Here is an 18,711-nt window from a genome sequence, read left to right as displayed (position 1 = left end):
GGGGCGGCCCTTCCACTGCGATGATACGATCCTACGTCAACTCCGTGCGGGTTTATCGCTCGCCGCTCGACCCCAAGCGAGGCCGGATCGAGGTCGGCGGCCTGGTGATTCCATGCGCGCTCGGGCGCTCGGGCACGCTGCGCTGCAAGCGCGAGGGGGACGGCGGCACGCCGATCGGGCGCTTCGGCCTCATCCAGGCCTTCTACCGGCCGGACCACATGACGCGGCCCCGCACCGGCCTCCCCTTGCGCCGCACGACCCCGCGCGACGGCTGGTCGGACGATCCGCGCGACCGGCGTTACAACCGCCTCGTTCCGCTCCCCTGCGCCACCAGCCACGAAAAGATGTGGCGGGACGATCACCTCTACGACGTGGTGATCGACATCGCGTGGAATCGCGGTCCGGTGGTGCACGGTCGCGGCAGCGCCATCTTCCTGCACCTGGCGCGGCCGGAATTTTCGCCCACCGAAGGCTGCGTCGCCGTCGCGCCGGCCGTGATCCGCCGGCTGCTGGAGCGGATCGGGCCGAAGACGCGGATCGAGATCGTCGGCTAGCGAACCTCTCCCATCACCGACGCATAGAATACCTCCGGCGCCTCGATCTCGCGCATTCTCACCCCTTCCACGAGAAGGAAGCGGGTGCCGATGGTCGCGACGAAGGTTCGGTCATGCGACACCACGAGGCAGGTCGCCCCGGAGACGAGGATCTCCGCTTCGAGCTGCTCGCGCCCGGAAATGTCCACATGGTTGGTGGGCTCGTCCATGAGGTAGAAATTCGGCTCCGTGAGCCGCAGACCGAGCAGACCCAGGCGTGCCTTTTCCCCCGGCGACAGGCGCGCGATGGGCAGCTTCTGCTTTTCGACGGAAAACCCGGCGCCGGCCAGCAGCGCGCGGCTGCGCTGGTCGCCGAGGCGGAAGGTCGACAGGATGAAATCATGCGCGGTCGCCCCGGCCGGAAGCTGCGACATCTCCTGATCGGTATAGCCCATGACCACCGAAGGGCTGATCCTGATCCCCGCTGCATCGTTTGCGGCACCTGTCGCCTGCCGGAGCAGCCGGATGAGTTGCGATTTTCCGACACCATTGCGCCCCAGGACGACGATGCGCTCGCCCTGCGCCACCTCGAGCCTGTCGATGGCAAAGAGTTTTTCGCCGTCGGGCTTGCGCACGATGACGTTGTTCAGCGCCACCAGAACCCGCGCATGCGTGCCGCGACTGACGAGCTTGATCTCGCCCGGTCGTTCCTGATGCGCGGCGCGCAAGGTCTGTTCGATCGTCTCCGCGCGGCCGCCGAGTTGCTTGGCTTTCCGAAGCAGCAGGTCGCTGCCGCTGTTGATGCCGATATTCTTCAATTCGCCCGCGTTCTGCCGCAGCCTTTTCGCTTCCCGGCGCTCCTTGTCGAAGCGATTTGCCTGCGCATCGTCATGCTCCGCGAGAAGCGCGCGGGCCGCACGGTAGGGATGGTCGAACAGCATCGATTCTTCGGGCCGCAGAAAGAGCGTGCGCGTGGTGGTGGCGTCGAGAAAATCCCGGTCGTGACTGGCGATAACGATGGGGACCTTCTGGCCCGCCGCCGCGATCCAGTGTTCGAGCTGGAACAGCCGCGCGAGATCGAGATGGTTGGTGGGCTCGTCGAGCAGAAGCGCGTCGGGTTCCGCGATCCACGCGCGAGCGATCAGCGCCAGCCGCTGCCAGCCGCCACTGAGCCTGCGCAGGGGTTGCGTTCGGAAATCGTCGGGCGTTTCGAATTCATCCAGCGCCATGTCGACGCGCCAATCGCCGCCATCGCGCTCAAATGCCGGCAATCCGTCGAGGACGGCCTCATGCATCGTCCGATCGAGCAAGGCTGCAGGCACATCCTGCTCGACGAGGCCGACACGCATTCCGCGCGCGCGAACGATATCGCCATAGGTCGGCTCATTGGTTCCTGAGAGACATCGCAGCAGGGTCGATTTTCCCGCACCGTTGCGGGCGACGATCGCGAGCCGGTCGCGCTCGCCGATGACGAGGTTGAGGTCCTGAAAGAGGGGAGTCTGCGACAGGAACGTAACGTTGCGGAGGCTGATGGTGGCCATGTGTCTTCTCTGGAAGGCGCGTCGGGCCCTGGAGGCTGAGATCGCGCAAGGTCGTGAACGTCGTTCGGGCGCGGCGATCCGTTTTCAGGAATCGCGGCGCGGCAAGCCGTTCAGAGCTGACCAGACAAGATGAAGGACGCGGAAGACGCGTCAGATCCGGATGGACTTCAGGTTCTGGACCGGCCCTGCAACTCGCTGCCGCAGGGCATGCCAGGGGCCGAACATGCGAAGATGGTGTCGCTCACACATGCAGCCCTCCTGTGGTTGGTGTGGATTGGCCGGGAACTTAGCGGTGTCGGGGATCGAGCGCAACTTGAAGCTGCTGTCGATGGACGGGCAGCCGCTATCTGTTATGATGCAACGAAGCAAATCACGCCGTGACGCCCGATGAAGCGTTCTCTCGCCGCCCGTATCCGCGTCGCCGTCGCGGTGGCGTCGATCCTCGCGCCCCTGTCGGCCTCAGGCAAAGCACCGACAGGATGGAGAGATCTGACGCCCGAAGAAGAGCGGCTACGCGTGGCGGACACCGCGCCGGATTCCATCGATCCTGCGGCGATTGAGGCAGATTTCGACGGGGACGGCGCGAAAGATCGGGCGGCAATCCTGGTCCGACTCGCGGATGGGGCGAGGGGCGTGGTCGTGGCGCTCAAGAATCGCGTTGTGGTGCTGGCTTTCTCCGGCAGCGATCGTAGCGGAATCGATCCGGATGCCGAGGACCTCACCCTGGCGACAGGCGGCCTCGGCGTTGCCAAACCTGGCCTTTGGGCCCGAATTGTTTCGACGATGATTGCAGGGCCGCGAGGCGTTCGGTTCGGCTGAAGTCGACGGGCCTCATCGTCATCGATGAGACAATCACTTTGCTCTACTACTGGAACCCGAAAACGGGACGCTTCGCCCGCATGCTCATGGTTCATTGAATGTCCGAGACATCACCCTTTCGTCGCCCGCATGCCGAAAATAGCACTTCCCACCCGCACATGCGTCGCCCCGAGCTGGATCGCCGGGTCGTAATCGGCGCTCATGCCCATGGAGAGGGTTTTCAGGTCGTGCTTCGCCGCCATGGCGTTCAAGAGTGCGAAATGGGGCGAGGGCGGGTCTTCGGCGGGCGGGATGCACATCAGGCCCTCGACGGTCAGGCCAAGTGACCGGCACCGGTCCAGAAACCCGTCGAGCTCCGACGGCATCAGGCCGCCCTTCTGCGGCTCCTCGCCGGTATTCACCTGCACCAGCAGGCGCGGAGCTTTGCCCTGCTTGGCGATTTCCTTCGCCAAAGCCTCGGCGAGGGAGGGCCGGTCGAGGGTTTCGATGACGTCGAAGAGCGCGACGGCCTCCTTGGCCTTGTTGGATTGCAGGGGGCCGATGAGGTGAAGCTCCACATCCGGATAACGCTGGCGCAATCCCGGCCATTTGGCGTTCGCCTCCTGCACGTAGTTCTCGCCGAACACCCGCTGGCCCGCCGCCAAGACCGGCTCGATCTCCTGCGGCGGAAACAGCTTCGAGACCGCCACCAGGGTGATCGAGGCCGGATCGCGTTCGTAATCGGAGGCCGCGCGGGAGATGCCCGCCCGCACCTCGTTCAGCGCCGCGACGGAATCGTGTTCGGTCATGGGTATCGCCTGCCTCTCGCCATGCGGTTGAAATCGTCAGGGCTCCCGTGCGCGCGGGGGCGTTGACCGCGCGGGAGAGCTGTGTCCTAGATCACGATGATTTGTGACCGTTTCGGTCTCAGATCATAAAACGTGATCGATTCCAATAACCTGAGCATGATGTCGGCCGAAATCCGCGTTGCACTTTTCGGCATCATGTTCTAGTCCGCCCACACCCGGTGGCGCAACGCCGCCGCCCCCACGCTATGACGGATGTGTAACGAAAAATGAGGCCCGAGCGCTACAACGCCAAGGAAGCCGAGCTGAAATGGCGCAAGGTCTGGAACGACCGCGATCTCTTCAAGACCGACAACGCCGATCCGCGCCCGAAATATTACGTGCTGGAGATGTTCCCGTATCCGTCCGGGCGCATCCATATGGGGCACGTGCGCAACTACACCATGGGCGACGTGGTGGCGCGCTACAAGCGCGCGCGCGGCTTCAGCGTGCTGCATCCGATGGGGTGGGACGCCTTCGGCATGCCGGCGGAAAACGCCGCCATGCAGAACAAGGTGCATCCGAAAGAATGGACCTACGCCAACATCGCCACCATGCGGGCGCAGCTCAAATCCATGGGCCTCGCCATCGACTGGAGCCGTGAGATCGCCACCTGCGATCCGAGCTATTACCGCCACCAGCAGCGCATGTTCATCGACTTTCTGGCCGCGGGCCTCGTCGACCGCAAGACCGCCAAGGTGAATTGGGATCCGGTCGACCACACGGTGCTGGCGAACGAACAGGTGATCGACGGCCGGGGCTGGCGTTCCGGTGCGCTCGTCGAGCAGCGCGAGTTGACGCAGTGGTTTTTGAAGATCACCGATTACGCGCAGGACCTTCACGACGCGCTGGACACCCTCGATCGCTGGCCCGAAAAAGTGCGCCTGATGCAGCGCAACTGGATCGGCCGCTCGGAGGGCCTCCTGGTGCGCTTCGCACTCGACCCCAACACCACCCCCGGTGGCGAGGACGAGGTCGAGATCTACACCACGCGTCCCGACACGCTGTTCGGCGCCAAGTTCGTCGCCGTCGCGCCGGACCACCCCCTCGCCCGGGCCGCGGCCGAGAACAACCTTGAGCTTCAGGCCTTCATCGAGACGGCCAAGCGCACCGGCACCGCGCAGGAGGCCATCGACAAGGCCGAGAAACTCGGCTTCGACACCGGCATCCGGGCCGTCCATCCCCTCGACCCGGCCTGGTCGCTGCCCGTGTACGTGGCGAATTTCGTCCTGATGGAATACGGCACCGGCGCCATCTTCGGCTGCCCGGCCCATGACCAGCGCGACCTCGATTTCGTCAACAAATACGGCCTCGGCAATATCCCCGTGGTGTGCCCGCCCGACGCGGACCCGGCGACTTTCGTCATCACCGATACGGCCTATGACGGCGACGGCCGGATGATCAATTCGCGCTTTCTCGACGGCAAAACCATCGCGGACGCCAAGGAAGAAGTCGCGCGCATTCTCGAAAATCAAAGCCGCCGCAACCGCCCGGTGGCCGAGCGCAAGGTCAATTTCCGCCTCCGCGACTGGGGCATCTCGCGCCAGCGCTATTGGGGCTGCCCGATTCCCATCGTCCATTGCGAGGATTGCGGCATCGTGCCGGTGCCCAAGGAGCAGCTTCCCGTGGTGCTGCCGGAGGACGTGTCCTTCGACGTGCCCGGCAACCCGCTCGATCGGCACCCGACCTGGAAGCATGTGGATTGCCCGCAATGCGGCAAGGCGGCCCGGCGCGAAACCGACACCATGGACACCTTCGTCGATTCGTCCTGGTATTTCGCCCGCTTTACCGACCCGACCCTGACCGACCGCCCGACGGACCGCGCCGTTGTGGATTCCTGGCTGCCGGTCGACCAGTATATCGGCGGCATCGAGCACGCGATTCTGCACCTGCTCTATTCGCGCTTCTTTACCCGCGCCATGAAGAAGACCGGCCATGCGGGCATCGACGAACCCTTCGCGGGGTTGTTCACGCAAGGCATGGTGGTGCACGAAACCTACAAGGATGCGGCCGGCGGCTGGGTTCTGCCGAGCGACGTGCGCTTCGAACAGGACGGGAGCGCCCGCAAGGCGCTGCACGTGACGACGGGAGCGCCGATCGAGATCGGCTCCATCGAGAAGATGTCGAAGTCGAAGAAGAATACGGTCGATCCCGACGAGATCATTGCCTCCTACGGCGCCGACACCGCGCGCTGGTTCATGCTGTCGGATTCCCCGCCCGAGCGCGACGTGATCTGGACCGAGGAAGGCGTGCAGGGCGCGGGCCGCTTCGTACAGCGCGTGTGGCGCCTGATCTCGGAACTCGCGGACCGCACCGCCGACGGCGCTGATAGGCCCGGCGACGGCCCTGTGGCGCTCGCTGTCCGCAAGGCTGCCCACAAGGCGCTGGCGGCTGTCAGCGACGACGTGGAGCGGCTGCGGTTCAACCGCTGCGTGGCGCATCTCTATGAACTCGCCAACAGCCTGCAGGATCTGCTGGGTCAGGCCAAGACCTCCCAGGAATCCGGGCTCAGTGGCGCCTTCCGCGAGGCCGGGCGGATTTTCGTGCAACTCCTGGCCCCCATGATGCCGCATCTGGCGGAGGAAAGCTGGCAGGCGCTCGGTCAGGCGGGCCTCGTCGCCGACACGCCGTGGCCGGAGCTCGATCCTTCGATGCTGGTCGAGGACCAGATCACCCTGCCGGTCCAGGTCAACGGCAAGAAGCGCGCCGACGTCACGGTGGCGCGCGAAGCCGACCAGGCGACGATCGAGGCCGCCGTGCTGGCACTCGACGGCGTCCAGCGGGTTCTCGAGGGCAAGGCGCCCCGGAAAATCATTGTCGTTCCACAGAGGATCGTGAATGTCGTTGCTTAACCTCCCCCACCTCCGCAGCGGCCTTCGCGTGGCGGCCATCGTGGGCATCGCACTCGGGCTGTCGGCGTGCCTGCGACCGCTCCACGGACCCGCGGTCTCGGGCGCTTCGCTTCAGAATGTGCTCGCCTCCATCGATATTCCGGACAAGGAATGGCCGGATTCGCAGGCGGTCGTGGGTCATTACCTTCGCAGCGAACTGATCTACGCCTTCAACGGCTCGGGGTCGGACACGCCGAAGAAGTACAACCTCAAGCTGGCGCTGACCGAGCGCCTGAGCACGCCCATCGTCGATTCGGTCTCGGGTCGCGCCCAATCCGCGACGCTCATCGGCAACCTGAAATACACGCTGACGAGCCTCGACGGAAAGACCGTCGTGACGACCGGCACCGCTACCGGGCAGACGACTTATGACCGTTTCAACCAGCGGTTTGCCACCGTTCGGGCGGCGCGCGACGCGGAAATCCGCCTCGCCAAGACCCTGGCCGAGCAGGTCAAGACCCGCATCGCCGCGACCCTGTCGCAGATGTAGTCCGGATGGTCGCGGTCAAAGCCGGTGACGTGGAAGGTGTGCTGCGGCGCGCCGATCCGCGCATCGGCGTCTATCTCGTCTATGGGCCCGATACGGGGCTGGTGAACGAGCGCGCCAGGGCGCTGGCCCAGCGCGGGGTGGACGACCCCGCCGACCCGTTCCAGCTCATCCGCCTCGATGGCGACGACATCGCGGCCGACCCCGGACGGCTCGCCGACGAGGCCGGCACCATGGGCCTGTTCGGCGGCAGGCGGGCGCTCTGGATCCGCTCGACCTCCCGCAACATCGCGCCCGCGGTCGATGCCGTGTTGAAGTCCGACCTGCAGGACACGACCATCGTGATCGAGGCGGGCGACCTCGCCAAATCCTCGCCCTTGCGCAACCTGTGCGAGAAGTCCCAGCGCGCGCTGGCCCTGCCCTGCTACGCGGATAGCGGCCGCGATCTCGGCTCGGTGGTGGACGAGGCCATCAAGACCGGCGGCTTTTCGGTGTCCCGCGAGGCCCGCGCGGCAATCCTGGCGTCGCTTGGCGGCGACCGGCTTGCGACCCGTGGGGAGCTTGCGAAGCTGATGCTCTATGCGCACGGCCAACGCGAAATCACCCTCGCGGATGTGGACGCCATCATGAGCGACGTCTCGAGTCTCGCCATGGATGCGGTGGTGGATGCGGCCTTCGCGGGCATGGGCTCGGAGCTCGAAATCGGCTCGCGTCGCCTGGCGGCCGAGGGGATACATGCTTCAGTCGTTCTGGGCGCGGCCTTGCGCCACGCCATGATGTTGCTCTCGGGCCGTCAGTCCGTGGAGGAGGGCCGAAGCGTCTCAAGCGTCATGGAGACGATGCGCGGCCTGCATTTCCGGCGAAAGCCGCTGGTCGAACGCCAGCTCCAGCGCTGGGACGTCGCCGGATTGAAGGACGCCATCGCGTCGATCCAGACCGGCATCCTGCAAACCCGCCGGCTCGCCACCCTCGCCGACGTGACCGCTGCCAAGACGCTTCTCGATCTGGCCCGCGCCGCGCGGCGGTAAATGATTGCTTGGGTCTAAAACACGAGCGGCTTGGCGAGCTTGTCGAACAGAGGGGTGCGCCAACTCTCATAATCCGACCCGTCCGGCTCGTCGTGCAACGAGCCAAGAAAAGCTTCAAAGGACGCGGCCTGGTACCAAATCCGGTCATTGTCGTCGGTGCCCCAAATATTCGTGCTGTGAAACCAACAAAAAAGATGTCCGTAATCCGCCGGACGAAGCGACAGGAGAACTTCAATGCCCCCAGGGTCGCAGCCGATGAAAAGCATCTCGGGCGGGGTGCCTTTGCCATACATATCCCCGCGCGTATAAGTTTCGACTTTCGTCCACGAATAGAACGGGTCGATGAAGGTGGTGAGCTCGCCTTGAGAATGCTGCAATGAAAAAGCCGCGGATAAACGCGGCCGCCATTGAACCTGAGCATGAATCGGCGATACCCATCCGGAAGAGAAAGCCCTGTGCTTTCCTCCCAGCGCGCAATGTCATGATTAGGGTCTTTGACGAACGCCCAGTCGCGCTCGCCCTCGTTCCAGCGCTCGGTCAAGGGTGCTATCAAGCGCCGGACATCCATGCACTTCCCTCGCCCGACCTATTGCGGGTTGAGCCTGCGGCAGAGGCCGTCGAGCTGCTCCAGGGTCTTGTAGCGAATGCGCAATTCGCCGCCCTGGCCCTTATGGGCGATCTCGACATTGAGGCCGAGCACGTCCTGCAAAGCGCGTTCCAGGGCCCGGGTATCCGGGTCCTTGCCGGGCTTGAAGGCCGACTTGGTCTCGAGGTTCTTCGGGATGGTCTGGTCGGCTTGGGCGATCTCCTCGACCTGCCGGACGCTCATGCCTTGGTCGACGATGCGGCGGGCCACCCCGTGCGGATCGCTGACCGAGAGCAGCGCGCGGCCGTGGCCGGCGGTGATCTGGCGGTTGACCAGCAAGGCTTTCACGGATTCCGGCAGATCCGACAGCCGCATCATGTTGGCGATGTGGCTCCGGCTCTTGCCGATGATCTTCGCCAGATTCTCCTGCGTGTAGGAAAATTCAGCCATCAGGCGCGAATAGCCTTGCGCCTCTTCGATGGGGTTGAGATCGGCACGCTGGACGTTTTCCAGAATGGCGTATTCGAGCGACGTCTTGTCGTCGATCTCCACAACCACGACGGGTACGTCGTGGAGACCCGCATTCTGGGCCGCCCGCCAGCGACGCTCGCCGGCCACGATTTCGAACGCGTCGGACTTGTTCGGCACGGGCCGCACCACGATCGGCTGGATGATGCCGCGATCGCGAATCGACTGGGATAATTCCCGCAGCTCGCTCTCTTCGAAATATTTGCGCGGGTTGCGCGGGTTCGGGCGCAGAAACTCGACGGGAACGCGGCGCTGGCCGCGCCCGCGCTCCACCACCGACATCTCGTCTCCGACCTCGCCAATGAGGGCTGCCAATCCTCGGCCCAGGCGGGGCTTCGCGTCTTCTGCCATTGAGTTTCTCAGATCTGGTTCAAGCGGCGCGAAGCGCGCGCTCGCGTTGGATGATTTCGGAAGCGAGTCGAAGATAGGCCTGCGAACCGGCGCATTTGAGGTCATAGAGCAGAACCGGTTTACCGTGGGACGGGGCCTCGGACACCCGGACGTTCCGGGGGATCATCGTCTCGTAGACCTTGCTGCCCATAAACTGGCGAACATCGGCCACCACCTGCCCCGACAGATTGTTTCGCGGGTCGAACATGGTGAGCACGACGCCATGGATGGTGAGATTGGGGTTGAGGGCCGACCGGACCTGCTCGACCGTCTTCAGCAACTGGCTGAGGCCTTCCAGAGCGAAGAATTCGCATTGGAGGGGTACCAGAACGGCATCAGCTGCGGTCAAGGCATTGATGGTCAAAAGATTGAGCGAAGGCGGGCAGTCAATCAGGATATAAGTAAACGGATCACTTACCTCTGAGGTCATGAGAGCTGAAATGGCTTTCTTGAGGCGCTGAACCCGGTCGCGCTCTCCGGAAATCTCGAGCTCGACCCCGAGAAGGTCCAGGGTCGACGGCGCCACGAAAAGGCGCGGCACCACCGTGGCAGTGATGGCGCTTTCCAGCGACGCTTCGCCGGTCAGCACGTGGTAGGTCGAGACTGGCCGGTTCTTGCGGTCAAGGCCTAGTCCGGTGGAGGCGTTGCCCTGCGGGTCGAGATCCAGAATCAGGACCTTTTCGCCGATGGCGGCGAGCGCCGTGCCCAGATTGATGGCCGTCGTGGTCTTTCCCACCCCGCCCTTCTGGTTGGCGAGCACCAGCGTGCGCGGCAGGGCCGGGCGCGCTCCGGCAGGAGATTCGCTGCGTTCGGTGGTCATGACACTCTCTCGATGGAGGTTATGCGGAGAATCCTGGCGTCGGAATCAGTCTGGCTCGGAAGGATCTCCGTGCCTAGCTTCCACGATCGCGCTGCCTCGGTCAATTCCGCATCCACGTCCCGGCCCTTCGGGAACAGGCCAATTGTCCCCGCTTTCAACAGGGGCTCGGTCCATTCCAGGAGCTTGGTTAAGGACGCGAGTGCCCTCGCCGACACCACGTCGACCTTGCCGACAAATTGCGGGATGATTGCTTCAAGCCTGGCTTCGTGGACACGCGCATTGGCCTCGGTGAGCCGCGCGACGTGCCGCAGGAAGGCGCATTTTCGCGAGTTGCTCTCGACGAGATCGACTTGGAGGTCTCGTTCGCGGCCCGCGATGGCCAGTACGAGACCGGGAAAACCGGCGCCGGAACCGAGATCGAGCCAGCTTTTAACGTCGGGAGCCGCGTTCAAAAGCTGGAGCGAATCGACAATGTGGCGGTTCCAGATGTCGTCCAACGTCCCGGGGCCAACCAGATTCTTGATCGCCTGCCAGCGCCGCAATTCGCTTTCGAGCAGCCGCAGGCGCTCGGCTGTTTCACGTGAAACATTCTGTAACGGCGCAAGCGACTCGCTCATGAGAGATCCGCCGCAGGAGCGCGACCCGTACCGTCGCGCTTCGCAAAAGCGGCGAGCAGCGTCAGCGCGGCGGGCGTCACTCCCTCGATGCGGGCTGCCTGCCCCAGCGTAGCGGGGCGGACACGGTCGAGCTTGGCCCGTATCTCGTTCGAGATTCCCGGTAGGTTGGTGAAATCGATGGCCTCCAGAACGACGCTCTCGTCGCGTCGGAAAGCCGCGATATCGGCGCGCTGACGGTCGAGATAGACCGCATAGGTCGCGTCGGTTTCCAGGCGATCCTTGATGGCAGGCGCCGTGTGGGCGAGGGCGGGCCAGGGCCGTTCCAAATCCGACCACGAGATCGTCGGATAGGACAGGAGCTGGTAGGCGCTGCGCCGGACGCCGTCCTGGTTGATCTCCAGGCCGTGCTTGGCGGCCTCCTTCGGGGTAATCGCCAACGACCGGAGCGTCGCCTCGGCCTCTTTGATCCGCTGCTGTGAGAGCGAGAAGTGACGTTCCCTCTTAGAGCCAACGCATCCGATCGCGAGGCCCTTGGGCGTCAAACGCTCATCCGCGTTATCCACCCGGAGGCTGAGGCGATATTCAGAGCGCGACGTGAACATCCGGTAGGGCTCGCTCACGCCCCGTGTCACGAGGTCGTCGACCAGCACGCCCATATAGGATTCGGCGCGGTCGAGAACGATGCCGGCTTGTCCTCCCGCGAAACGCGCGGCGTTGAGGCCGGCCAGCAATCCCTGCGCCGCCGCCTCTTCATAGCCGGTCGTCCCATTGATCTGGCCTGCCAGGAACAGACCTCTCACGGCCTTCGTTTCGAGGGTGGGTGTCAGGTTCCGGGGATCGACGAAATCATACTCGATCGCATAGCCGGGCTGGATCATCCGGACCCGTTCGAGGCCCGGAATATGGGTCAACAGACCCAACTGCACGTCTTCCGGCAGCGACGTGGAGATGCCATTCGGATAGACGGTGATATCGTCCAAGCCCTCGGGCTCGAGAAAGATCTGGTGGCTTTCCCGATCGCTGAAGCGGACCACCTTATCCTCTATGGACGGGCAATAGCGCGGGCCGAGGCTCTGGATGTCGCCTGAATACGTGGGCGCCCGGTGAAGATTCTGCCGGATCAGATCGTGCCCGGCCGCATTTGTCCGGGTGATGCCACATTCGATCTGCGGCACCGTGATACGATCCGTCAGGCTGGAGAACGGTACGGGCTCGTCATCGGCGGCCTGCTTGTCCACGCCCGCCCAATCGATGGTGCGCCCGTCGAGGCGGGGAGGGGTCCCGGTCTTGAGCCGTCCCAGGGTGAAGCCAAGCCGGGAAAAGGTCTTGGGCAGACTGAGCGACGGATTCTCCCCCATACGCCCGGCCGGAATCTTGCGCTCACCGATATGGATGAGTCCCGAGAGAAAAGTCCCGGTCGTGAGGACCAACGCGCCTGTTTCCAAATGCCGACCGTCGGCGAGCACCAAGGCCGTCACGCGGCCGTCGGACGCGAGGAAATCCGACGCTTCGCCCTCGACAATGGTCAGGTTTTCGGTGGCCCCTAACTCGGCCTGCATGGCGCGCGCGTAGAGCTTGCGGTCGGCCTGCGTACGGGGACCCCGAACCGCCGGCCCTTTTCGTCGATTGAGAAGGCGGAACTGGATGCCGGAAGCGTCGGCGATCCGCCCCATTACGCCATCGAGGGCGTCGATCTCGCGAACGAGATGGCCCTTCCCCAATCCGCCAATCGCCGGGTTGCAGGACATGATGCCGATAGTCGCCGCCTTGTGGGTGACAAGGGCCGTGCGTGCCCCAAGCCGCGCGGAAGCCGCGGCGGCCTCTGCGCCGGCATGCCCGCCTCCCACAACGATAACGTCAAATCTCATCATGCGTGACTCTCCGAGAGGGGGATACGCGGTCGCTTCCCGCAGGTCAAAGGACAAAATGTTTCACGTGAAACATCCCAGCCGTGCGCAGGTTTTCCACTGCCCGCCCACAGGTTCTCGACTCCTTGTCGACTCTCCACGCACAGGCTTGGGGTCCGCATCCTGTCATCCAAAACAAGTCATTTCCCAATGCAGAAACTGGAAAACAGCCTGTCCAGCACGTCCTCCACATCGACTCGCCCCGTGACCCGCCCCAGCGCCCGCGCGGCCAAACGGGTCTCCTCGGCGGCGAGTTCGACCGGCCCCTGCCGTCGCAGAATTTCGATCGCGTTGGTTAAGCAATGGTTAGCATCCTGCAGAGCGAGCCGATGGCGCTCGCGGGTGAGCAGCGCGTCCGAACCCCCGTCCAGCAAGCCCATGGCCTCTCCTTCGAGGCGCTGAATGAGATCGGGAATGCCTTCTCCGGTCGCCGCCGACACGACAAGATCGCAATCATGACGGACCCGATTCAAATCGCCCTTGGTTCCGACCCGCAGAAGCAAGCGCCCAGGGGGCGGCTTGACCGCGTTCTCGTCTCCAGGCGCAACGAGCCACAGAACGATATCGGCGTCCCGCGCCCGCGCCTCCGCCCGCGCCACGCCCTCCCGCTCGATCAGGTCGCTGCTCTCCCGCAGACCCGCCGTGTCGACGATCGTCACCGGCAGACCACCAAGATCACACCGAACCTCGATGACATCCCGCGTCGTGCCGGCAACGGGCGACACGATGGCTACATCCCGCTGGGCGAGGGCGTTGAGCAGGGTCGATTTGCCCACGTTGGGCGCGCCGGCCAGAACCACCATCAGACCCTCGCGCAGCCGCTCGCCGCTGCGATTGGCGAGGGTCCGGCCGATGGCCCCGGCTAGAGCTTCGAGGCGACGAACGATATCGGCTTCCAATGCCTCCGGAACATCGCCCTCGTCAGAGAAGTCGAGGCTCGCTTCCAGCCTGGCGAGTGCCTGCAACACATCCTCGCGCCATTGCTCGGCGGCATTTCCCAAGCGGCCTTCGAGTTGCAGAAACGCCTGGCGTCGTTGCGCCTCGGTCTCGGCGTCGATGAGATCCGCGAGACCCTCGACCCGGCTGAGGTCCATGCGTCCATTGAGAAAGGCCCGGCGGGTGAATTCGCCGGCCTCGGCCGACCGGCAATGGGGGAGGGCGCCGAGGCAGCGCAGGATGGCCGCCCGCGAGGCAAGCCCGCCATGGATGTGAAGCTCGGCCTGATCCTCGCAGGTGAAGCTGGCAGGCCCCGGCATCCACGCCACCAGGGCCTGATCGAGGGGCTCGCCGCTGGCCGGATCCCGCAGCATCCGCAGCGCCAGACGACGTGGCGGCGGCAGCGCGCCGGCAATCGTTTCGACCATAAATCGACTTTGCGGCCCGCTGATCCGGATCACGCATACGGCAGCGCGGCCAAATCCCGAGGCGGGAGCAAAGATGGTATCGTCGGATCGCATGTCTTGAACCTTCAAAATCCACACCGGCGCTGAACCAGCCGGGCGACGAAGCTTTAAACCTGTGGCAGCACCCCGTTCGGCCTCGCATGAAGCCGACATCCAACCGGAAGCAGCATCATGAACCGCCTCCAAGAGGCAAGCTCGCCCTACCTGCTCCAGCACCGCCACAACCCCGTCGATTGGTGGGAATGGGGCGAAGAGGCGCTTGCACAGGCCCGACGCCTCGATCGGCCGGTCCTGATCTCCATCGGCTACGCAGCCTGTCATTGGTGCCACGTGATGGCCCATGAGAGCTTCGAAGATCCGGAGGTCGCGGAGGTCATGAACGCGCTCTTCGTCAATATCAAGGTCGACCGGGAAGAACGGCCCGATGTGGACCAGGTCTATATGAGCGCACTTCACGCGCTCGGTGAGCAGGGCGGTTGGCCGCTGACGATGTTCCTCACCCCCCAGGGCGAGCCGTTCTGGGGCGGAACCTACTTTCCGAAGGAGCCGCGCTTCGGCCGGCCCGGCTTCATTGCGGTCTTGCGGGAGATCGCCCGCATCCACGGGGAAGAGCCGGACCGCGTCCACAAAAACGCCCGCGCGCTGAAGGCGCATCTGTTGCAAACCTCCCAGCCTGACGGAGGCGCGCTGACCGGGACCGAACTCGACGATCTGGCGGGGCGGCTGTCGGGAATCCTCGATCCGGTCAATGGCGGGCTTCCCGGCGCGCCGAAATTTCCGAACCCGCCGATCCTCGAATGCGTCTTCCGGCACGCCAGACGGAACCGCGATTCCACCGCCCGCGACCGGTTTCTGCTGGCGATGGAGCGGATGGCGCTCGGCGGCATTCACGACCATATCGGCGGCGGCTTTGCGCGCTACGCGGTCGACGAGCGCTGGCTCGTGCCGCATTTCGAGAAGATGCTGTACGACAACGCGCAGCTTCTCGAACTCTACGCCCTGGCCTACGCGGAGAGCCGGCGGCCCCTGTTCCGCAATGCCGCGGACGGGATCGTCCGGTGGCTGATGCGGGAGATGACCACGCCCGAAGGCGCCTTCGCCGCGAGCCTCGATGCCGATTCGGAAGGGGTCGAGGGCAAGTTCTATGTGTGGGGCCTCGACGAGGTCCGCGAGGTGTCAGGAGCCGACGCGACGCTCTTCGCCGCCACTTACGACATCACCCAGCACGGCAACTGGGAAGAGACGAACATCCCCAACCTGTTGATCACCGGCGAGATCCCCGCCGAGCTCGACGCCCGGCTCGCTCCCATGCGCGACAAGCTTCTGGCCCGCCGGGCCCTGCGCATCCGGCCTGGCCTCGACGACAAGGTGCTGGCGGATTGGAACGGATTGATGATCGCCGCCATGATCCGGGCCGCTGCGCTCCTCGATCGTCCGGATTGGATCGGCCCTGCCACCAACGCCTATCGTTTCATTGCCGAATCGATGGACCGGGAGGGTCGGCTTGGACATTCCTGGCGTGGGGGCGCGTTGATCTTTCCGGGTTTCGCCCTCGACCACGCCGCGATGATGCGCGCGGCCCTGGCGCTCTTCGAGACCACGGGACAGCAGCGATACCTGAGCGATGCGCGACGTTGGGGCGAAACGCTCGGGCGGGATTTCACAGTTCACGAAACCGGCACGCTCGCCATGACGTCGGCCGAGGCCGATCCGCTCGTGGTCCGGCCCCAGCCGGTCAACGACGATGCGGTCCCCAACGCCAACGGGGTCTTGGCCGAAGCCCTGGTAAGGCTGGCGCAGATCACCGGGGAGGACGGCGACCGCAAGAACGCCGAAGCGATGCTCGCGACCCTCACGGCTATCGCGCGGACGAACCCCTTCGGCCACACGTCGATCCTCAACGCCCTCGACCTGCATCTGCGCGGCCTGACCATCGTGATTTCGGGGGAGGCCACGGATACGCTGCGCGAGGTCGCCATGCGGGTGCCCTATACGGACCGGACGGTCGTGACGGTCCGTCCCGGCGACCTCCTCGCCTCCGGACACCCGGCTCATGGGGCGGCAATGGGCGACCGGCCGCAGGCGCTGGTCTGCGCGGGCATGCGCTGTTCGCTGCCGGCCTACGATGCGGCTGATCTGGAGATGCGGGTGCGGGAGATGCTTGGCGGCTCGGGGGGCTGACGGCTGGATCAAATTCCGTCATGGCCAGGCTTGACCCGGCCACCCAAGTCTATCTGGCGGCGGCATGGAAGAAGGTGTGGGTGCCGGGGTCGAGCCCGGGCATGACGGCGTGGGATGGATGTCCAACCGCGCCATCGACCCCGGACAAAAAAATGCCCGGGAATTTATCCCGGGCATGTGACAGAATATGACGGTCTCTTGGACTCAGGTATTCATCGAATCGAAGAACTCGGCGTTCGATTTCGTCTGCCGCAGCTTGTCGAGCAGGAACTCGATGGCGTCCACGGTGCCCATCGGGTTGAGGATGCGGCGGAGCACGTACATCTTCTTGAGCGTGTCGCTCGGGACCAGCAGCTCTTCCTTGCGGGTGCCCGACCGGGTGATGTCGATGGCCGGGAAGGTGCGCTTGTCCGCGACCTTGCGATCCAGGATAATTTCCGAGTTGCCGGTGCCCTTGAACTCTTCGAAGATCACCTCGTCCATGCGCGAGCCCGTATCGATGAGCGCCGTCGCGATGATGGTGAGCGAGCCGCCTTCCTCGATGTTGCGCGCGGCGCCGAAGAAGCGCTTCGGACGCTGCAGCGCGTTCGCGTCCACACCGCCGGTCAGCACCTTGCCGGATGACGGCACGACGGTGTTGTAGGCGCGGCCGAGACGGGTGATCGAATCGAGCAGGATGACCACGTCGCGTCCGTGTTCGACGAGGCGCTTGGCCTTCTCGATCACCATCTCGGCGACCTGCACGTGGCGCGAGGCCGGCTCGTCGAAGGTGGAGGCGACGACCTCGCCCTTCACCGAACGCTGCATGTCGGTGACTTCCTCGGGCCGCTCGTCGATGAGCAGCACGATGAGGTAGCATTCCGGATGGTTGGTGGTGATCGATTGCGCGACGTTCTGCATGAGCACGGTCTTACCCGTGCGCGGCGGCGCGACGATCAGCGCGCGCTGGCCTTTGCCGATCGGCGATACGATGTCGATGATCCGCGGCGAGTAATCCTTGCGCGTCGGATCCTCGATTTCGAGCTTGAAGCGCTCGGTCGGGAAGAGCGGCGTCAGGTTGTCGAAATGAACCTTGTGGCGGATCTTCTCGGGATCCTCGAAATTGATGGTGTTGACCTTGAGCAGCGCGAAATAGCGCTCGCCCTCTTTGGGTCCGCGGATCGGCCCGTCGACGGTGTCGCCGGTGCGCAGGCCGAATTTCCGGATCTGGCTCGGGCTGACGTAGATGTCGTCGGGCCCCGACAGGTAATTCGAATCGGCCGAGCGGAGAAAGCCGAAGCCGTCCTGAAGAACTTCGACGACGCCCGCGCCGATGATCTCGACTTCGCGCGTGGCCAATTGCTTGAGGATCGCGAACATCAGCTCCTGCTTGCGCATCGTGCTGGCGTTCTCGACCTCGAGCTCCTCGGCGAACGCGATGAGTTCGGTGGGAGTCTTGGACTTCAGGTCCTGTAGTTTGATTTCCCTCATGGGGGAGTACTCGCGAAGGTGGGTGCGCGCACAGACGGATGCTGGACGCGGGGGAGACGGAAAGGGACGTTCGGGCAGGGCGCTCATTTCACGAACCGCGACTCAAGGGAATGAGTCAGTGGGGCCGGGCAGCGCAACCTGTCTTTTGAGGAAGGAGAACTGATCATTAGCCGCAAACGTTCCCGGCCTCAAGTCCCCTACCCCGAAGTTCCCTAAAGGCGATACCGATGTCGCCAAATCGTGACATTCCGCGCCGGGATCAGAACGGTTTGACGATCACCAGGATCACGATGACGATCATCAGCACCGTCGGGACCTCGTTGAGCATGCGGTAGAATCGGGCCGGCCGGACATTGCGATCCGCGGCGAATTCCCGAACGGTCTTCGACAGGAAACCGTGCACGCCGCTGAGCGCGATGACCAACAGGAACTTCGCGTGAAGCCAGCCCGAGGTGATCCACCCGCCCTGCCAGATGAGAACCAGTCCGAGGATCCAGGTGACGATCATCGCCGGCGTCATGATCGCCTTCAGGAGCCGCCGCTCCATGATCTTGAACGTGTCGGACTGGATCGAGCCCTTGGGCGTTTCGCTGTGATAGACGAAGAGCCGCGGCAGGTAGAGCATCCCGGCCATCCAGCTGATGACCGCGATGAGGTGAAAGGCTTTGACCCACGCGTAGCTCATG

General features: G+C 64.4%; 16 protein-coding genes and 1 pseudogene. 6 read left to right on the top strand and 11 right to left on the bottom strand.

Features of this window, described 5'->3' with window-relative positions; all coding sequences use genetic code 11:
* Positions 1–20 precede the first annotated feature (20 nt).
* Positions 21–554 (top strand): L,D-transpeptidase family protein, encoded by a 534-nt coding sequence (locus AC1DVM_RS00205; protein ID WP_477250954.1) that lies wholly within the window; start codon positions 21–23, stop codon positions 552–554.
* Here AC1DVM_RS00205 and AC1DVM_RS00200 read toward each other — a convergent pair.
* The gene (locus tag AC1DVM_RS00200) at positions 551–2,074 is read right to left on the bottom strand and encodes an ATP-binding cassette domain-containing protein (RefSeq protein WP_477250952.1); all 1,524 of its coding nucleotides are present in this window, start codon (positions 2,072–2,074) and stop codon (positions 551–553) included. The two genes, AC1DVM_RS00205 and AC1DVM_RS00200, sit on opposite strands and share 4 nt — an antisense overlap.
* Positions 2,075–2,461: 387 nt before the next feature.
* On the opposite strand from AC1DVM_RS00200, the gene AC1DVM_RS00195 reads away from it, so the two are divergent.
* Positions 2,462–2,893 carry a hypothetical protein gene (locus AC1DVM_RS00195; protein ID WP_477250951.1) on the top strand — a complete coding sequence of 144 codons (432 nt, stop codon included), beginning with the start codon at positions 2,462–2,464 and terminating at the stop codon, positions 2,891–2,893.
* Between the two features lie 110 nt (positions 2,894–3,003).
* Here the strand turns inward: AC1DVM_RS00195 and AC1DVM_RS00190 are convergent, their stop codons facing one another.
* Positions 3,004–3,681 carry a YggS family pyridoxal phosphate-dependent enzyme gene (locus AC1DVM_RS00190; protein WP_477250950.1) on the bottom strand — a complete coding sequence of 226 codons (678 nt, stop codon included), beginning with the start codon at positions 3,679–3,681 and terminating at the stop codon, positions 3,004–3,006.
* A gap of 266 nt (positions 3,682–3,947) precedes the next feature.
* On the opposite strand from AC1DVM_RS00190, the gene leuS reads away from it, so the two are divergent.
* From leuS to holA, 3 genes are read left to right on the top strand one after another with little or no spacing between them, the layout of a single operon-like run.
* Complete coding sequence (gene leuS, locus AC1DVM_RS00185) at positions 3,948–6,569, top strand: leucine--tRNA ligase (RefSeq protein WP_477250948.1); 2,622 nt, start codon at positions 3,948–3,950, stop codon at positions 6,567–6,569.
* Entirely contained in the window at positions 6,556–7,098 is a 543-nt protein-coding gene (gene lptE, locus AC1DVM_RS00180; RefSeq protein ID WP_477250947.1) for an LPS assembly lipoprotein LptE, read from the top strand. Before leuS ends, lptE begins: the two co-directional genes overlap by 14 nt.
* A 5-nt stretch (positions 7,099–7,103) precedes the next feature.
* Positions 7,104–8,123, top strand: a complete 1,020-nt coding sequence (gene holA, locus AC1DVM_RS00175) for a DNA polymerase III subunit delta (RefSeq protein WP_477250945.1) — start codon at positions 7,104–7,106, stop codon at positions 8,121–8,123.
* A 14-nt stretch (positions 8,124–8,137) separates the two neighbouring features.
* Here the strand turns inward: holA and AC1DVM_RS00170 are convergent, their stop codons facing one another.
* From AC1DVM_RS00170 to mnmE, 7 genes and pseudogenes are all read right to left on the bottom strand, one after another.
* Positions 8,138–8,500: a hypothetical protein gene (locus AC1DVM_RS00170; protein ID WP_477251365.1), complete on the bottom strand. Its 363-nt coding sequence runs from the start codon at positions 8,498–8,500 to the stop codon at positions 8,138–8,140.
* Positions 8,501–8,517: 17 nt separating this feature from the next.
* Positions 8,518–8,691 (bottom strand): annotated as a pseudogene (locus AC1DVM_RS00165) (SMI1/KNR4 family protein); the annotation flags it as partial.
* An 18-nt stretch (positions 8,692–8,709) separates the two neighbouring features.
* On the bottom strand, positions 8,710–9,588 hold the full coding sequence (locus tag AC1DVM_RS00160; protein WP_477250943.1) for a ParB/RepB/Spo0J family partition protein: 879 nt from the start codon (positions 9,586–9,588) through the stop codon (positions 8,710–8,712).
* A 19-nt stretch (positions 9,589–9,607) separates the two neighbouring features.
* Positions 9,608–10,447, bottom strand: a complete 840-nt coding sequence (locus AC1DVM_RS00155) for a ParA family protein (RefSeq protein WP_477250941.1) — start codon at positions 10,445–10,447, stop codon at positions 9,608–9,610.
* Entirely contained in the window at positions 10,444–11,064 is a 621-nt protein-coding gene (gene rsmG, locus AC1DVM_RS00150; protein ID WP_477250940.1) for a 16S rRNA (guanine(527)-N(7))-methyltransferase RsmG, read from the bottom strand. Before rsmG ends, AC1DVM_RS00155 begins: the two co-directional genes overlap by 4 nt.
* Positions 11,061–12,935, bottom strand: coding sequence for a tRNA uridine-5-carboxymethylaminomethyl(34) synthesis enzyme MnmG (mnmG, locus tag AC1DVM_RS00145; protein WP_477250939.1), 1,875 nt, complete (start codon positions 12,933–12,935; stop codon positions 11,061–11,063). The genes rsmG and mnmG overlap by 4 nt, the downstream gene beginning before the upstream one ends.
* Before the next feature lie 176 nt (positions 12,936–13,111).
* The gene (gene mnmE, locus AC1DVM_RS00140; RefSeq protein ID WP_477250937.1) at positions 13,112–14,428 is read right to left on the bottom strand and encodes a tRNA uridine-5-carboxymethylaminomethyl(34) synthesis GTPase MnmE; all 1,317 of its coding nucleotides are present in this window, start codon (positions 14,426–14,428) and stop codon (positions 13,112–13,114) included.
* A 117-nt stretch (positions 14,429–14,545) separates the two neighbouring features.
* On the opposite strand from mnmE, the gene AC1DVM_RS00135 reads away from it, so the two are divergent.
* Positions 14,546–16,555, top strand: a complete 2,010-nt coding sequence (locus AC1DVM_RS00135) for a thioredoxin domain-containing protein (protein ID WP_477250935.1) — start codon at positions 14,546–14,548, stop codon at positions 16,553–16,555.
* 204 nt (positions 16,556–16,759) lie between these two features.
* Here AC1DVM_RS00135 and rho read toward each other — a convergent pair whose 3' ends face one another.
* Both rho and hemJ read right to left on the bottom strand, forming a co-directional pair.
* Positions 16,760–18,025, bottom strand: a complete 1,266-nt coding sequence (rho, locus tag AC1DVM_RS00130; RefSeq protein ID WP_477250934.1) for a transcription termination factor Rho — start codon at positions 18,023–18,025, stop codon at positions 16,760–16,762.
* 259 nt (positions 18,026–18,284) lie between these two features.
* Complete coding sequence (gene hemJ, locus AC1DVM_RS00125) at positions 18,285–18,710, bottom strand: protoporphyrinogen oxidase HemJ (RefSeq protein ID WP_477250933.1); 426 nt, start codon at positions 18,708–18,710, stop codon at positions 18,285–18,287.
* Position 18,711: the final 1 nt, after the last annotated feature.

The sequence above is a fragment of the Microvirga sp. P4_A5 genome, assembly GCF_056402495.1.
Note: the sequence above shows the minus strand (reverse complement) of the source record. Positions and strands in the feature narration are given on the sequence as shown.

Bases quoted from the DNA above. Each gene is read 5' to 3' on its own strand.
- AC1DVM_RS00205 (WP_477250954.1), top strand. From the start codon at position 21: ATGATACGATCCTACGTCAACTCCGTGCGGGTTTATCGCTCGCCGCTC.
- AC1DVM_RS00200 (WP_477250952.1), bottom strand. From the start codon at position 2,074: ATGGCCACCATCAGCCTCCGCAACGTTACGTTCCTGTCGCAGACTCCC.
- AC1DVM_RS00195 (WP_477250951.1), top strand. From the start codon at position 2,462: ATGAAGCGTTCTCTCGCCGCCCGTATCCGCGTCGCCGTCGCGGTGGCG.
- AC1DVM_RS00190 (WP_477250950.1), bottom strand. From the start codon at position 3,681: ATGACCGAACACGATTCCGTCGCGGCGCTGAACGAGGTGCGGGCGGGC.
- leuS (WP_477250948.1), top strand. From the start codon at position 3,948: ATGAGGCCCGAGCGCTACAACGCCAAGGAAGCCGAGCTGAAATGGCGC.
- lptE (WP_477250947.1), top strand. From the start codon at position 6,556: ATGTCGTTGCTTAACCTCCCCCACCTCCGCAGCGGCCTTCGCGTGGCG.
- holA (WP_477250945.1), top strand. From the start codon at position 7,104: ATGGTCGCGGTCAAAGCCGGTGACGTGGAAGGTGTGCTGCGGCGCGCC.
- AC1DVM_RS00160 (WP_477250943.1), bottom strand. From the start codon at position 9,588: ATGGCAGAAGACGCGAAGCCCCGCCTGGGCCGAGGATTGGCAGCCCTC.
- AC1DVM_RS00155 (WP_477250941.1), bottom strand. From the start codon at position 10,447: ATGACCACCGAACGCAGCGAATCTCCTGCCGGAGCGCGCCCGGCCCTG.
- rsmG (WP_477250940.1), bottom strand. From the start codon at position 11,064: ATGAGCGAGTCGCTTGCGCCGTTACAGAATGTTTCACGTGAAACAGCC.
- mnmG (WP_477250939.1), bottom strand. From the start codon at position 12,935: ATGATGAGATTTGACGTTATCGTTGTGGGAGGCGGGCATGCCGGCGCA.
- mnmE (WP_477250937.1), bottom strand. From the start codon at position 14,428: ATGCGATCCGACGATACCATCTTTGCTCCCGCCTCGGGATTTGGCCGC.
- AC1DVM_RS00135 (WP_477250935.1), top strand. From the start codon at position 14,546: ATGAACCGCCTCCAAGAGGCAAGCTCGCCCTACCTGCTCCAGCACCGC.
- rho (WP_477250934.1), bottom strand. From the start codon at position 18,025: ATGAGGGAAATCAAACTACAGGACCTGAAGTCCAAGACTCCCACCGAA.
- hemJ (WP_477250933.1), bottom strand. From the start codon at position 18,710: ATGAGCTACGCGTGGGTCAAAGCCTTTCACCTCATCGCGGTCATCAGC.